The organism is Sphingopyxis sp. SCN 67-31 (genome assembly GCF_001725095.1).
In genome coordinates, this window is sequence record NZ_MEFH01000018.1 from 1 (window position 1) to 12956 (window position 12956).

Annotated in this window: 17 protein-coding genes and 1 pseudogene; 9 read left to right on the forward strand and 9 right to left on the reverse strand. The window is 62.8% G+C overall.

From position 1 onward, the window contains the following. Nucleotides 1–78: 78 nt before the first annotated feature. Entirely contained in the window at nucleotides 79–648 is a 570-nt protein-coding gene (locus tag ABS88_RS03110; RefSeq protein WP_286749044.1) for a hypothetical protein, read from the reverse strand. Nucleotides 649–658: 10 nt separating this feature from the next. Further along, on the reverse strand, nucleotides 659–1264 hold the full coding sequence (locus ABS88_RS03115) for a hypothetical protein (protein ID WP_104960257.1): 606 nt from the start codon (nucleotides 1262–1264) through the stop codon (nucleotides 659–661). A gap of 135 nt (nucleotides 1265–1399) precedes the next feature. On the opposite strand from ABS88_RS03115, the gene ABS88_RS03120 reads away from it, so the two are divergent. Both ABS88_RS03120 and ABS88_RS03125 read left to right on the forward strand, forming a co-directional pair. Further along, nucleotides 1400–1606, forward strand: a complete 207-nt coding sequence (locus ABS88_RS03120) for a YlcI/YnfO family protein (protein ID WP_199775045.1) — start codon at nucleotides 1400–1402, stop codon at nucleotides 1604–1606. A gap of 93 nt (nucleotides 1607–1699) precedes the next feature. Next, a complete protein-coding gene (locus ABS88_RS03125) occupies nucleotides 1700–2149 on the forward strand; it encodes a hypothetical protein (RefSeq protein WP_104960256.1) in 450 nt (149 codons plus the stop codon). Here the strand turns inward: ABS88_RS03125 and ABS88_RS03130 are convergent. Then, on the reverse strand, nucleotides 2146–2478 hold the full coding sequence (locus ABS88_RS03130) for a helix-turn-helix domain-containing protein (RefSeq protein WP_104960255.1): 333 nt from the start codon (nucleotides 2476–2478) through the stop codon (nucleotides 2146–2148). The two genes, ABS88_RS03125 and ABS88_RS03130, sit on opposite strands and share 4 nt — an antisense overlap. Then, nucleotides 2456–2896: a type II toxin-antitoxin system RelE/ParE family toxin gene (locus tag ABS88_RS03135; protein WP_234002542.1), complete on the reverse strand. Its 441-nt coding sequence runs from the start codon at nucleotides 2894–2896 to the stop codon at nucleotides 2456–2458. Before ABS88_RS03135 ends, ABS88_RS03130 begins: the two co-directional genes overlap by 23 nt. Before the next feature lie 401 nt (nucleotides 2897–3297). On the opposite strand from ABS88_RS03135, the gene ABS88_RS03140 reads away from it, so the two are divergent. Then, on the forward strand, nucleotides 3298–3531 hold the full coding sequence (locus ABS88_RS03140) for a helix-turn-helix transcriptional regulator (RefSeq protein WP_439512233.1): 234 nt from the start codon (nucleotides 3298–3300) through the stop codon (nucleotides 3529–3531). Further along, a complete protein-coding gene (locus ABS88_RS03145) occupies nucleotides 3528–3722 on the forward strand; it encodes a helix-turn-helix domain-containing protein (RefSeq protein WP_267894965.1) in 195 nt (64 codons plus the stop codon). Before ABS88_RS03140 ends, ABS88_RS03145 begins: the two co-directional genes overlap by 4 nt. Here the strand turns inward: ABS88_RS03145 and ABS88_RS03150 are convergent. Further along, complete coding sequence (locus ABS88_RS03150) at nucleotides 3697–4893, reverse strand: tyrosine-type recombinase/integrase (protein WP_104960254.1); 1197 nt, start codon at nucleotides 4891–4893, stop codon at nucleotides 3697–3699. The genes ABS88_RS03145 and ABS88_RS03150 overlap by 26 nt on opposite strands. Before the next feature lie 257 nt (nucleotides 4894–5150). Here ABS88_RS03150 and ABS88_RS03155 point away from each other — a divergent pair, with 257 nt between their 5' ends. Next, nucleotides 5151–5555, forward strand: coding sequence for an Arm DNA-binding domain-containing protein (locus ABS88_RS03155; RefSeq protein WP_234002541.1), 405 nt, complete (start codon nucleotides 5151–5153; stop codon nucleotides 5553–5555). A 142-nt stretch (nucleotides 5556–5697) separates the two neighbouring features. Beyond that, entirely contained in the window at nucleotides 5698–5850 is a 153-nt protein-coding gene (locus tag ABS88_RS03160) for a hypothetical protein (RefSeq protein WP_286749046.1), read from the forward strand. Between the two features lie 81 nt (nucleotides 5851–5931). Here the strand turns inward: ABS88_RS03160 and ABS88_RS03165 are convergent. Continuing rightward, nucleotides 5932–6063 (reverse strand): annotated as a pseudogene (locus ABS88_RS03165) (helix-turn-helix transcriptional regulator); the annotation flags it as partial. Between the two features lie 516 nt (nucleotides 6064–6579). On the opposite strand from ABS88_RS03165, the gene ABS88_RS03170 reads away from it, so the two are divergent. The 3 genes from ABS88_RS03170 to leuD are packed head-to-tail and all read left to right on the forward strand — an operon-like array spanning nucleotide 6580 to nucleotide 9757. Further along, complete coding sequence (locus tag ABS88_RS03170) at nucleotides 6580–7764, forward strand: CaiB/BaiF CoA transferase family protein (RefSeq protein WP_104960253.1); 1185 nt, start codon at nucleotides 6580–6582, stop codon at nucleotides 7762–7764. Further along, nucleotides 7761–9170 carry a 3-isopropylmalate dehydratase large subunit gene (locus tag ABS88_RS03175; protein ID WP_104960252.1) on the forward strand — a complete coding sequence of 470 codons (1410 nt, stop codon included), beginning with the start codon at nucleotides 7761–7763 and terminating at the stop codon, nucleotides 9168–9170. Before ABS88_RS03170 ends, ABS88_RS03175 begins: the two co-directional genes overlap by 4 nt. Beyond that, nucleotides 9167–9757 carry a 3-isopropylmalate dehydratase small subunit gene (leuD, locus tag ABS88_RS03180; RefSeq protein WP_104960251.1) on the forward strand — a complete coding sequence of 197 codons (591 nt, stop codon included), beginning with the start codon at nucleotides 9167–9169 and terminating at the stop codon, nucleotides 9755–9757. Before ABS88_RS03175 ends, leuD begins: the two co-directional genes overlap by 4 nt. A 62-nt stretch (nucleotides 9758–9819) precedes the next feature. Here the strand turns inward: leuD and ABS88_RS03185 are convergent, their stop codons facing one another. From ABS88_RS03185 to ABS88_RS03195, 3 genes are read right to left on the reverse strand one after another with little or no spacing between them, the layout of a single operon-like run. Next, nucleotides 9820–10947, reverse strand: coding sequence for a DUF4437 domain-containing protein (locus ABS88_RS03185; RefSeq protein ID WP_158682372.1), 1128 nt, complete (start codon nucleotides 10945–10947; stop codon nucleotides 9820–9822). Nucleotides 10948–10960: 13 nt separating this feature from the next. After that, nucleotides 10961–11893, reverse strand: coding sequence for a DUF4437 domain-containing protein (locus ABS88_RS03190; RefSeq protein WP_104960249.1), 933 nt, complete (start codon nucleotides 11891–11893; stop codon nucleotides 10961–10963). 54 nt (nucleotides 11894–11947) lie between these two features. Further along, complete coding sequence (locus ABS88_RS03195) at nucleotides 11948–12898, reverse strand: DUF4437 domain-containing protein (protein ID WP_286749050.1); 951 nt, start codon at nucleotides 12896–12898, stop codon at nucleotides 11948–11950. Between the last annotated feature and the right edge of the window lie 58 nt (nucleotides 12899–12956).

Below are 12956 nucleotides of genomic sequence, written 5' to 3' on the forward strand. Positions count from 1 at the left end.
ATCAAAACCAGTCGGCCGACTAAATCCCCGGGATGAAGGGGTCCTTTTTGCACGCCGATCACCCCACGAAGGGGGTGCCTATTGCACGCTGATCCTCAGTGTCGTGCAATCTGTCGGCTCCCATTCCTGCCGCATCCACGCCTCGTTCGACCTGCGGAAAAGGACGTGCGACCCGTGACAGTAATTGATGCCAACGCCCTCCCTCAAATCGATGGCGCATAGGCCCGCATCCCCTGCCAGCAGGCGCACGGCATCAAATGGCCTGAACCAGCCGCGCAACGCGCGTGATCGCCGTCCCATCACGGAATCCGTTGTCATGATTATCTCGCGAAAGTGGGGGCCTGCGGCCTGACGTATCCGATCTATTGTTGGGCCGGGCTTTATGTCGAAATAATGATATTCGGCGAGAGCATTGGGATCGCATATCTCGCCTGCGAGGCGCGGCGGCTTGTTCGGCGGAGGCGGAAGCTCGTCCAATAAATCGACCGTCAAAACCTCGATCTCTTTCGGCGGTTCCGTTTGCTCCTCCGGCGGCTGCGAAATCGAGCAACCGGGAATCGAGAGCGGCACCAACAGCGCAACGTGTGCCAGCGCCGACAACAGCAGGGGACCGGCCACCTTCATTCTGCCGCGCCGGTCGTCCGTCATGGCTATGGCATCAACTGCGCCGCCCTCGGGGGCGCGGATGGCCGGTTACGTCCCGCACACGGTCCAGCAGGGCGCGGAGCAGCGCATGAACCTGCGGGGCTGTCAGTCCATCGTCATCGGGTTCCGGTTCACCAAAGAGCCGTACTTGGTTCCATCGCCAATAGGGCGTGAGGACAACCGCCAACCGCGCCATGTCGGGGCAGTCGTGCCCCAACCCCGTCGCATTCGCGTAGGCGAGCGACTTGGCGACACGCAGGCCGATATGGCGGGCGCACCAGTCATCGGCAAAACCCATGTCCAGCAAATGAGAGGACAAAGCGAGTTGGGCGGTTATCCCGGCTCGATACAAATAGCCGCGCCAATCCGCCCGCTCTTGCGCGGCGGGAAAGAAGCCCTCCGCGACATGATAGCGACGGCGGCTCAAGGCCCGCCCTTCCTTCGTTCGCATGATCGCGGCCGGGTCGTCGCCACAGTCAGCGTGAAGCGACGCCAGCGGCTCCGCCCAGGGCGAGGAGATCACCGGAGCCATAACCGGCGCTGCCGCCAACCCTTGCAGCAGGGAACGGCGCGACGTGGCCCCCGCCGAATCACTCAAGAAGTAATCGCGAGAAGTCATCTGCCTGCCTTTCCCTTTTGCTGTGCGGGGCGTTATCGAACGTTCCGGACGGTAAGCGGCACCGCTTATATCACTAAAGGCGGAAAATGTTCAATAAGCGGTGCCGCTTACTCAGCTTCCGATTGAACGGGCAGGATGCGCGGTTACGACGCGACTATGGGAAGGCCGCCGCTCAACGTGAAATCGACCAACATCCGTTTGCCGGAAGGTCTGGGCGAACGGATTGACAAGCTGGTCGGTCGGCAACGAAGAGCAGCCTTCATCCGCGAGGTTCTCGAGCGCGAGGTGAATCGACTGGAAGCGGAGCGCACAGAAAATGGCGCAGGATTTCCCACGACCTAAAATTCGAGGGTAATCATAGCTGGTTGGAGGATTTTGGAGGGTCGGCAGGCGGCCGATAACTGACGTTAAGCCTTTTCCGCTACGCCAATAGCGATGAACAGAAAGCGCAACAGATTCATATACGGATTGCTCGCTGCACCGTTGCTAGGCGGGTACTTCGCTATCGTTTTGCTTATGTGGTTTAAGAAACTGACCGGCGTCGCCGGGATCGGCATAGAACCTTCGTTCGACATAAACATTGGCGACATGCTGGCTATCGCAGCCATCGCGCTCTTTTATGCGATTGTCGCATCACCCATTTTCTATCTCGGAATGCTTGGAGCTGGGTTGCCAATTTTCTGGCTTCTCCAAAAATATAGTATGGAGCGATGGTGGTCGTACTTTGCGACAGGCGCGCTCGTCGGCTTTGCGATTCCTCCTCTCGCAGGGCAAGGCCTCCTTCCTCGCGCCCTCAATGGAGTCGCAGCTGGGTTGATATTACTGGTGTTTTGGTTTGTCGCGCGCCGTGGCGTAGAAGAGAGCCAGACGAGGCGGCAAGTCTAAGCCACTGCCTGCAATCCCTTCCGCTGAATAATAGAGAGCAGACGCAAGGCGGGTCCGCCGGGACGCTTCACGCCACGCTCCCAATCCGAAACCAGATTGCGCGACACGTTGAGATAGGCGGCGAACACCGGCTGCGAGACATGCTCGCGCTCGCGAATTGCACGGATTTCATCGCCTGCCAGCACCGGGGCCGGAGCAAGGCACGCATCGTCAAACGTGCGGAGCGTCGCGCGCGACACAATGCCCGCGTCGTGCGCGTCGCTCATCATCTCGTGGATCGCCCCCGCGATCTCGCTGCGATACCCCTTATCCTTCGTCGTCGTTGCCATCTTCAATCTCCACCAGCGTTCCCGACGCCACCAGCCGATCCAGTTCCTCGCCGCTCCATCCCAGCGCTTCGGTTGCCGCGTCACGCAACAGCGCCAGGTCGGCTTTCGATATGTTCGCCTGTGCGCTCTTGGCGAACCCGAAAGCGAATATCGCGCGGTCGCCGTGCCGGAACAGGATCAACGTGCGATAGCCGCCCGATTTGCCCTGACCGGCACGCGCCACGCGCTGCTTGATGACGCCGCCGCCAAGGTCGGCGTCAATCAGCCCGCTTTCGCCCCGCTGCACGGCGTCACGAAGGGCCGAATCATCTATTCGCTCCTTCCGCGCAAAGCGCTCGAACCAGCCATTCTTGAAAATGCGCGTTATGGCCGGTTCTCCTGCTCGACTGCATATATAACACTTAGCGTTATATTTCAATGTTGGACATCGGCGTTCAAACGCGCCGAAGCGCCGAAACCCGCTGCGATCGGCACTTTAGCGCCTCACCTCTTGTGCGGCGGGGCGAGGCGATACAGCCTGCATCGTGGCGAGCGGACCGGCCGATGGAACACCCGCGATGACGCAAGAATCGATCGCTTCAACAGTTGCTCCGATTCGCAGGCAAGCGCCTGTCATAACGAGCCGGATGCAGACGGAAGACCTCAAAGCGCGCGGGCTGGGACGACATGGGAAAAAATGTTCGCAACGCTGTCGCACGACAGGAGACGACAGGGGACGCCAGCGGACGACAGAGCCCTACGACACCATTTTCGGCACTCTTGCGCCATGTCGCAGAAGCGCCAACTTTCAACCCAAGGGGCACCATCGACAACCATAGCATGGAGAAGAAGCGCCCCGTGTCCCAACGCGAAAAAATCATCCGCCTCAAGACGGTGCTGCTGCGCACCGGACTTTCCCGTTCCACCCTCTATCGCAAGATCGCAGACGGGACGTTCCCCCGGCAACTGCCGATCAGCATCAACGGCGCTGGCTGGCATGAGTCCGCCGTCGATCGCTGGATTGCCGATCCGGGCGGCTATCGCGCCAGCGATAGCGAAAGGGCTACGCGGTGAAGACCGCGCCTTCTCCCGATCCGATCTGCGTCCGCGTCAATGACGCTGCACGCATGATCGGCGTCGGGCGGACTAAGCTCTACGAGTTGATCGCGGCCGGAGAAGTCGAGACGGTGAAGCTCGGCAAGGCCACCCGCATCACCACGGCAAGCCTGCATGACCTCATCAGGCGGCAGCGCGGAGCGGGATAGGCTCAGACGCCGTGGCGGCGGCGTCCTTCCCCTTGCGGTCCAGATACTCGGCCCAACGCGCCATCAGGTTCCGGCGCTTCTCGAAAAAGTCCGTGCGGCGATAAGCGGCCTCGACCTTGTTGGGCAGCTTATGCGCCAACGCCTTGTCCGCAACCTCCTTGGGGAAGCGGGTGCGCTCCGATGACCAGTCGGTGAAGGCCGAACGGAAACCATGGACGGTCACGCCCTTGATACCGTCATCGCGGAGCAGCTTGGTCATGGTCATGTCGCTGATCGGCTTTTCGCCGTCGTTGGAGAATACAAGGCCGGTGTCGCTGGTGCGCTCGTTCCACCGCTTGCGGAGCAGCGCGACGGCGGGCGCGGACAGCGGCACGACATGGGTTTCCCCGGCCTTCATACGCTCGCCCGGAATAGTCCATATCGCCTTGTCCAAGTCGAACTCGGACCATACGGCAAAGCGCGTTTCATTCGAGCGGACGGCGTTGTAGATCGTGAAGCGCAGAGCATCGCGCCCGGTCGTGGGTGACGCCGCCGCCAGCTTCTGCATGAAGGCCGGAACGTCGGCATAGGGCATGGCTTCCAGATGCCCGCCCTTGTCCATCTGACGGGGAAGCCCCTTGCGGACTGAGCGCAACGATACCTCGCCGGGAAGCCATCCCTTGATGTGGGCGAAGTCCAGCACCGCGCCGATGCGCTGCAATATGCGCCGCGCCGTGTCGGGTATCTCAAGCCAGATGGGCGATAGAATCTCGACCACGGCGGCGCTGTCCACCTGATCCACTGGCCGCGTTCCGACCATCGGAAAGACATGGTTCTCAAGGCTGGAAATCCAGTTGGCATGACGGCGGTTCTTCCAGCCCTCTTTCAACGCCTCATAGCAGTCGCGCGACGCCGTCTCGAAGCTCGGCACGACCTTGCGCGACTTGCGCCGTTCCGCAACCGGATCGACGCCTTCGCGCACCTGACGGCGTAGCGCCGATGCGGCATCGCGCGCCTCTGCCAGCGACACGTCCAGCACCGATCCCAAGCCATAGTCGCGCCGCTTGCCATGCCGCTGCATCCGCAGCACCCATGTCCGCGCGCCGCTTGGCTTCACCAGCAGGCAAAGTCCTCGGCCATCGACATGCCGACCGGGCTTCGCGTTCTTCACCTTCAATGCCGTGAGGGCCATCGGTTCTATTCCCTGCCTGAAATGATCCCACAATCGTTCCCACATTTCGGTGGAAATTCAGGCAAATCAGGGCGACCGACCGCGAGCACATTACAATATAAATCTCTGATTTTACAGTGTAGTTAGGGACGCCTTGAGCTTGCTTGACACAAAAGTTCTACACTCGTAGGGGTCACCAAAATCCTCTCGCGGAGGATTCCAGACAATACCACAAGCGGCTGATTTCTGAGGGTTTTTCGTGGTATAGGTATTCCCATATGGAGTGGCTTCATTCCACCGAATACCACCATGGTGATGGTATATCTGATGGTAGCGCGGTCCTCCCCATGTCGGAGATGCCATCATGGCGCTTACCGCTGTTTCGATCAAAACGCCAAGGGCCGCGCAAAGCCCATAAACTCACCGATGGTGACGGATTATTTCTCTACGCCACTCCCAATGGCGGACGCTATTGGCGCATGAACTATCGCTATCTCGGCAAGCAGAAGACGCTGGCGTTCGGCGTCTATCCCGATATCAGCCTCGCCGAGGCCCGCGAGCAACGGAATGCAGCCCGGAAGCTTCTGGCACGCGGCTCCGATCCCGCCGAGCAGATCAAGCTTGAACGCATCGCGGCAGCGGTCGCCGCATCCAACAGCTTCAATGCGGTTGCCGACGAATAGCTGATCAAGGTCGAGCTTGAGGGCCGTTCCGCCGTCACCATGAAGAAGCTGCGCTAGCTCCTGGACTTCATCAAACGAATCGATCGGCAACCGCCCGGTCGCCTCCATCACCGCGCAGAAGCTTCTAGTAATGCTCCACAAGATGGAGAGCAAGGGTCGCCGTGCCTACACGTGGGGCGAGTATTGGGACGAGCGCGTTCGCATGATGCAGCATTGGTCGGACCATCTCGATCTTCTCCGCGATGGCGCGAAGGTCATCAAGGGCATGTTCCGAAAGGCGAAGGCCAGACATTAGCCCGGCCGCCTCTCACTCGGCATGATCTTCGCAGTAGCTGGTGGGATTGGCGATCCAGCGATCGACGGCTGATTCGTGTCAGCCAGTACCATGGATGCTGATCTTCAACTGCGCCGGAAACGTCCCCTCGGCGATCTTGCGGTAGAGCGTCGAGCGGGACAGTCCGGTGCGGGCGAGGACGGTCTTGAGGCGGATGATTCTCCCCGGGGGCAGGCATGGGAAGAACACACTCCATTGCTGACAGCTGTGTTCTCCCCTAGGGTCAGAATGACCATGCTGCCGCGTCGAGCAAGGGTATGGCGCCATGGTGTCGCTTTTGGAATCGAGGTCTGGCGTCCGCTATCGTCCCGCGGCGTTGCTTGCCGTGCACCGGCATGGTGAAAAATATTTTCCCAGTTCGTCTTAGCCGCGCAAACGGAGGCACACGGATTCCAGCGCACTGACTTGCCCTCGTGGGCGTCAGGCTCGACGTTATCGCTATGGCAACCCCCAAAACGCTTGGCGCCTCCTAATCGGTCATTCAGTCGATCCGTCGATGGGCTCAGCAGTTGCCCTTCGTTTGCGGAGAGCCGATCGCCGAATGCCGGTGAATCTCGGATCTACAGTTTTCAACGGCGCAATGGCGCTCAGATGCGTGTTCAACCCGCGCAAAACCTCTTGGCATTTTTGTTATATATCTATATCAAATTGCGAGTTTGCATTTGAGGACGAGGCGGGATTCGAAGATATATGGACGAACAGGAGCTGCCGCTTGCCGGCATCAGGATCGTTGAATTTTCACACATGGTCATGGGTCCAGCCGTCGGTGTGATCCTCGCCGATCTGGGTGCGAACGTGATCAAGGTCGAGCCGATCGGCGGCGATCAGACGCGACGCCTGATGGGGTCGGGCGCGGGCTATTTCCCGATGTTCAACCGCAACAAGCGGAGCATCTGTCTTGATCTGAAAAGCGCCAAGGGGGTCGATGCCGCGCGCCGTCTGGCGGAGAAGGCTGATATCGTGATTGAGAATTTTCGCCCCGGTACGCTCGACCGGCTCGGCCTGGGCTATGAAGCGCTGCGCGCGATCAACGAACGGCTGATCTATTGCTCGGCCAAGGGCTTTCTCCCCGGTCCCTATGAGAATCGGACCGCACTGGACGAGGTCACCCAGATGATGGGCGGTCTCGCCTATATGACGGGGCCACCGGGCCGGCCGCTGCGCGCCGGATCGTCGGTAATCGACATCACCGGCGGTATGTTCGGGGTGATCGGCGTCCTCGCCGCGCTCGAGCGCCGCCACCGCACCGGCCAGGGGGGCGAGGTTAAATGCTCGCTCTACGAAACCACCGCGTTCCTCGTCGGCCAGCATATGGCGCAAAAGGCGGTCACCGGTAGGGCGGCCGCGCCGATGCCGGTGCGGATTTCGGCCTGGGCGATCTACGACGTGTTCGAAACCGCCAATGCCGACGAACAGCTCTTCGTCGGCGTGGTCAGCGACAGCCAGTGGCAGGCCTTTTGCCGCGCGTTCGGATTCGACGCACTCGCTGCCGAGCCAGCCTATGCGACGAACAATCAGCGGGTGATGGCGCGCGACACGCTGCTGCCCCGGGTGCGCACGCTGTTCGAATCGATGTCCCGGGCGGATCTGGTCGCGAAGCTCGAAACGATCGGCCTGCCTTTCGCCGCGATCGTGCGGCCCGAAGATCTGTTCGACGACCCGCACCTGATCGCCAGCAACGGGCTGGTCGACGTCACCATCCCGGGCGGCGAGGCGACGCGCCTTCCCGCGCTGCCGATCGCGTTCGACGACGAACGCCCCGCACTGCGCCACGACATCCCGGCGATCGATCAGAATGGCGCGGACATTCTGCGCGAAATCGGATTTGGCGAAGAGGATATCGCCGAACTGACACGCATCGCCGTCGCCGGATGACACCGCGAACCGCTTTCGAGAAGATCTGGGCTGACCATCTGGTGGCGGATCTCGGCGATGAGACCGGGCTGCTGCTGATCGATCGCATTCTGCTGCACGAACGCACCGGCGGCGTCGCGCTGAACAGCCTGGCCGAGGCGGGGCGTACCGTGGCGGCACCGACGCAGGTCTTCGCGACGATGGATCATGTCGTCGATACGCGGCCGGGGCGCACCGATACCACCATGATGCCCACGGGCACCCGGTTCATCGCGGCAACCCGCGCCGCCGCCCACGCCGCGGGGCTGACGCTGTTCGATCTGGACGACCCCCGCCAGGGGATCGTCCATGTCATCTCGCCCGAACTGGCGATCGTCCTGCCCGGGCTCACCCTGGTGTGTCCCGACAGCCACACCTGCAGCCAGGGCGCGCTCGGCGCGCTCGCCTGGGGGATCGGTTCGACCGAAGCAGAGCATGCGCTGGCGACCAACACGCTGCGCGTCGGCAAGCCGAAGACGATGCGGGTCACCGTCACCGGCCGGCTGGGCGCGGGAGTCACTGCCAAGGACCTGGCGTTGCACCTGCTCGACCGGTTCGGCTCCTCCGGCGCGAAGGGTCATGTCGTCGAATATGCCGGTGAAGCCGTCCGCGCGCTCGATATCGAGGCGCGGCTGACCTTGTGCAACATGGCAACCGAATTCTCGGCATTCAGTGCCTTTATCGCCCCCGACGAGGTGACGTTCGACTATCTGAGGGGCCGCGCCTATGCCCCGGAGGGCGCGGAATGGGATCGCGCCGTCGAGAATTGGCGCGGGCTTGTCACCGATGCGGGCGCGATGTTCGACGCAGAGCTGACGGTCGATGCCGCCGATGTCGCTCCGATGGTGAGCTGGGGCACCAGCCCGCAACAGGCGGTGCCGCTGGGTCGGCCGGTGCCGGATCACGACGCGATCGCGGGGCGCGACACACGCGAGGCTTATGACCGCGCACTCGCCTATATGGGGCTGAAGGCTGGCCAGGCGATCGAGGGGCTGGCGATCGATGCGGCGTTTATCGGATCCTGCACCAACAGTCGCCTGTCCGACCTGCGCCGCGCCGCAGCGATCCTGAAGGGCCGCCGTGTCGCCGATGGCGTCAGAGCGATCTGCGTGCCAGGATCGACCATGGTCAAGGCCGCGGCCGAGGCGGAGGGGCTCGACCGCGTCTTCCGCAACGCGGGGTTCGAATGGCGCGAGTCGGGCTGTTCGATGTGTTTCTTCGCGGGCGGCGAGAGCTTTGGGGTGCAGGAGCGCGTGATCAGTTCGACCAACCGCAATTTCGAGAGCCGCCAGGGCCCCGGCACGCGCACCCATCTCGCCTCGCCCGAAACCGTCGCTGCTTCGGCCGTTGCAGGCCGTATCGCCGATCCGCGCCGGATCGGCGCATGACCCCGTTCACCATCCTCACCGCGATCGCCGCGCCGCTGATCCGCGATAATATCGATACCGACGCGATCATCCCCTCGCGAGAGATGAAGTCGATCGGAAAGACCGGACTCGCCGACGGGCTGTTCGCCGGATGGCGCTACACCGCGATCGGATCGCGCGAGCCCGACCCGTCGTTCATACTAAACGATCCACGCTATGCCGGGGCGCAGATTCTGCTCGCCGGGGCCAATGTCGGCTGCGGGTCGAGCCGCGAACATGCCGTCTGGGCGCTCGCCGAATATGGCTTTCGGGCGATCGTCGCGGCGTCATTCAATCCGATCTTTCGCGGCAATTGCGTACGCAACGGCATCGTCCCGGTGGAGATCGACGCGATGCTGATCGACGCCGACGGGCCGATCACGATCGACCTGCCGCGGCTGACGCTGACGAGCGCATCGGGGCGGGACATCGCCTTCGCGATCGACGCGGAGGCCAAGGCGATGCTGATCGGCGGACTCGACGCGATCGACATGACCCTAACCCGCGCCGCCGAGATCGCGCGCTTTCGGGAAGCCGACCGCAACCGGCGTCCCTGGGCCTATCTCTAAAAGAAGACGGGCCGCCGAAGCGACCCGAAGTTTCGCGGCAGGCGATGACGGCCCTTGCGAGCCTAGTCGTGCGGCTCGTATCGCGGCACGTCATAATCATATTGGCGCCACTCGCCGTTGATATATTCGATGCCGGTCTTGTAGCTGCAATCGGTGACATAGGTCGCCCAGAGCCGCGTGCCGGTACGCACCAGCGTCCAGCCCCAACTGGGTTCGCCATTGCCCTTTTTGAGGTTCCCGTCACCGTCCCGTTCGCCCGGAGGCGCCTGGGCGACGGTGCCGTGCGCCACGCCGGCGGCGCGCCAGAAATAGCCACGCGTCCCGCGTTTGTAGGTGGAAATGCCCTGCTCGACGCATTCCCCGCCATAGACGGCGCGGGTGGGACCGCGTTCGTCACTGGTGGCGACGCGGGTGCCCTCGGGGATGTAATATTCCTCGAAACTGGGGTGCACCTCGGCGCCGCCGCCGAAATTGCCGGGCTTCGAACTCGGCGGGGCGGGAATGCTGGACACGAAGGTCATCCAGGTCATTTCGCCGGTGTCCGGATCCTTGCGCATCAGATTGTGCAGATAGCCGGGGAAGTTGCCGCCGGTGCGATAGGCCGGGAACGGCTCGTCGATATACCAGGGCTCCTTGTAACGGTTCCAGTCGCGGACACGCGCGTGGGTGCGCGCGCCGGCCTTGCCCTTGGCCGCGGCGACAAACTTCGGCGGTCCCTTGAACCATTGCAGCAGCACCGCGCCCTGACGCGACTTGACCTGGCCGCGAAACATACCGGCCGGGATATAGCTGTAGGAATATTTGGTCAGCTTCTCGTCGCCAATGCTCAGGTCGCCATCGAGGACGACGATCTCGTTATCGACCTCGTCATAGCCGGGGGGAAGGCTCCAGCCTGCGGGAACGTAGGTAATCTGCGCCACTGCATCCATGCTGGGCGACTCGCTCAGCAGGCGGCGATACAGGCCCGGGGAGAAGCCCGGCGCGTCGAAGGGTTTCCAATCCACGAATTCGATGTTGGGGATGTTGTGCATCAGCCCCGGACGCCCTTCGACCTCATAGCCCTTGTCGGGCACCGGAAAGGGCGGCGCCTGGCTGACTGTGGGCGGACCATAGGACTGGGCGAGCGCGGGGACCGCCACGGCGGCGAGACCGGCCGACAAAGCCAGGGTCAGATGCGTTTTGCGCGACATGGTATCCTCCCCCTCACTTCGCCTGGGCCGAAGGCTCGGCGCACGAATTGCCATAGGTTTTCCATGAGCCGGGCCCCCTGCGGTAGAGCCACACGGAATAGCTGTCGGAAAACTGGCTCAAGCCGCCATGCGCGATGCCGGCGGGGCGGAAGAAATAGCCGTTCGGAGCATAGGTCCCGGCCACCTGCCCCTCGGGCAGGCATTCGGCGATCGTCATGTCGCCGGCGAGCATATAGCCCTCTTCCCAACTCTTGCTGGTCGCCCAAAGCGGCAGGTCACCTTCGCCGCTCATGACCGGATAACCGCCGGGCGAGGTTGCGATCCAGGTCACCTCGCCGGTAGCCGGATCGGACCGGAGCAGTTTCACATGCACCGGCGAATTCTTCATGATCGGTTCGTCGCGGAACTTGGGCAGGACGTTCGGCGTGGCGGTGGGCACGTCGTGATAGGCAAGCCCGTCGATCGCACCCGGCTTGGCCCCGGGGCGCGACGTCGCGCTCGCGATGTAATCCGGCGCTCCGTTCCAGAAGAACAGGACGGTCGCGCCTTCCTTGGTGCCGAAGCTGTGCGCGGTGCCGGCCGGGTAATAGGCATAGGCATAGCGGCCCATCGGCTTGTCGCCGATGCTGATCCCGCCTTCGACCACGAACATCTCCAGATCGGCACCATGATAGCCGGAGGGCTGTTTCCAGCCGGCCGGCAACGTGACGAGCAGCGTCCGCGCGCCGGTCTTTTCATCGAAGCTCAGCTGCTTGAATTCGACCGGCGGCAGGCCCGCGAAAATCAGCGGGCGCAGGTGCAGGTTGCGCGGCGCCACGAAGCCGACAAATTCGCTCGATCGATCGCGCGACTGGGGGATGCGGATGTCCTGAGCCAGTGCTCCGGTCCCGAGCAGCAACGCGCCGCACAGTGACAGGCCCGTTCGCAGTCTTTTGCTTGTCGGCATTGTTAGCTCCCCTGGTTTCGATGTCGTCAGACGGTAGGCGTCATGGGCGCCGCGCTACGGCTTCGGCCGGTATCGCGGCACATTGTAATCGTATTTTTTCCAGCCTTTTCGGGTGTATTCGAGCCCGGTTTCATAGGTGCAGTCGGTGACATAGGTGGCCCAGAGCGACGTCCCCGTCCGCACCAACGATATCGTGTAGCCGGGCGTGCCGGGCGACGTGCCATGCGAACCGCCATGCGCGACGCCGCCGGGGCGCCACCAATAGGTGCCGTTGCCATAGGTGACCGGTGTTTCGCCCTGTTCGAGGCACTCGCCGATGACAGTGTCGTGAGTCTTTTCGAGGAAATAATATTCCTCGAAGCTGGGATGCACTTCGTAGCCCCCGCCGAAATTTCCCGGCTTTCCGCTGGGCGCCGCCGGGATGCTCGCGCCGAAGGTCATCCATGTCATCTCGCCCGAATCGGGATCCTGACGCAGCAGCTTGTGGAGCGCGCCGGGAAAGTTTCCGCCGGTGCGATAATCCGGAAAGGGCTTGTCGATATACCAGGCGGCCGAGAAATGATTCCAGTCGCGAACACGGGCATTTTCGCGGGCGCCCTTCTTGCTCCTGGTCGCGGCGACGAATTTGGGCGCCCCCTTGAACCATTGCAGCAGCACCGCGCCCTGCCGTGACCGCACCGGCCCGCGCACCACGCCCGCGGGGACGTAGCTGTAGGAATATTTGCCCAGCTTTTCGTCGCCGATGGACAGATCGCCGTCGAGCACCAGGATTTCGTTGTCGACCTCGTCATATCCGATCGGCTGGCTCCAGCCCGCGGGCACATAGGTGATCTGCGCCACGGCGCCCATGCTGGGCGACTCGCTCAACGGACGGCGCTGCAGCCCCTCGGGAATGCCCGGTGCGACAAAGGGCTGCCACGCCACCTTGGTCGTGTCGTAATGGAGGACGAACCCGGAGCCGGGCGGCCCCGGGCGGCCCTCGACCGCATAGCCGTCGTCAGGCACCGCGAAGGGCGGCGCCTGATCGGTGGAAGGCGGCCCCTCCGTCTGGGCCGCAGCGGGC

What these genes read in the sequence shown, in the direction of transcription:
- ABS88_RS03150 (WP_104960254.1), bottom strand. Translation starts at nt 4,893, where the DNA reads ATGGCCCTCACGGCATTGAAGGTGAAGAACGCGAAGCCCGGTCGGCAT.
- ABS88_RS03170 (WP_104960253.1), top strand. Translation starts at nt 6,580, where the DNA reads ATGGACGAACAGGAGCTGCCGCTTGCCGGCATCAGGATCGTTGAATTT.
- ABS88_RS03125 (WP_104960256.1), top strand. Translation starts at nt 1,700, where the DNA reads ATGAACAGAAAGCGCAACAGATTCATATACGGATTGCTCGCTGCACCG.
- ABS88_RS03140 (WP_439512233.1), top strand. Translation starts at nt 3,298, where the DNA reads ATGGAGAAGAAGCGCCCCGTGTCCCAACGCGAAAAAATCATCCGCCTC.
- ABS88_RS03155 (WP_234002541.1), top strand. Translation starts at nt 5,151, where the DNA reads ATGGAGTGGCTTCATTCCACCGAATACCACCATGGTGATGGTATATCT.
- ABS88_RS03115 (WP_104960257.1), bottom strand. Translation starts at nt 1,264, where the DNA reads ATGACTTCTCGCGATTACTTCTTGAGTGATTCGGCGGGGGCCACGTCG.
- ABS88_RS03190 (WP_104960249.1), bottom strand. Translation starts at nt 11,893, where the DNA reads ATGCCGACAAGCAAAAGACTGCGAACGGGCCTGTCACTGTGCGGCGCG.
- leuD (WP_104960251.1), top strand. Translation starts at nt 9,167, where the DNA reads ATGACCCCGTTCACCATCCTCACCGCGATCGCCGCGCCGCTGATCCGC.
- ABS88_RS03130 (WP_104960255.1), bottom strand. Translation starts at nt 2,478, where the DNA reads ATGGCAACGACGACGAAGGATAAGGGGTATCGCAGCGAGATCGCGGGG.
- ABS88_RS03185 (WP_158682372.1), bottom strand. Translation starts at nt 10,947, where the DNA reads ATGTCGCGCAAAACGCATCTGACCCTGGCTTTGTCGGCCGGTCTCGCC.
- ABS88_RS03120 (WP_199775045.1), top strand. Translation starts at nt 1,400, where the DNA reads ATGCGCGGTTACGACGCGACTATGGGAAGGCCGCCGCTCAACGTGAAA.
- ABS88_RS03175 (WP_104960252.1), top strand. Translation starts at nt 7,761, where the DNA reads ATGACACCGCGAACCGCTTTCGAGAAGATCTGGGCTGACCATCTGGTG.
- ABS88_RS03110 (WP_286749044.1), bottom strand. Translation starts at nt 648, where the DNA reads ATGACGGACGACCGGCGCGGCAGAATGAAGGTGGCCGGTCCCCTGCTG.
- ABS88_RS03160 (WP_286749046.1), top strand. Translation starts at nt 5,698, where the DNA reads ATGGAGAGCAAGGGTCGCCGTGCCTACACGTGGGGCGAGTATTGGGAC.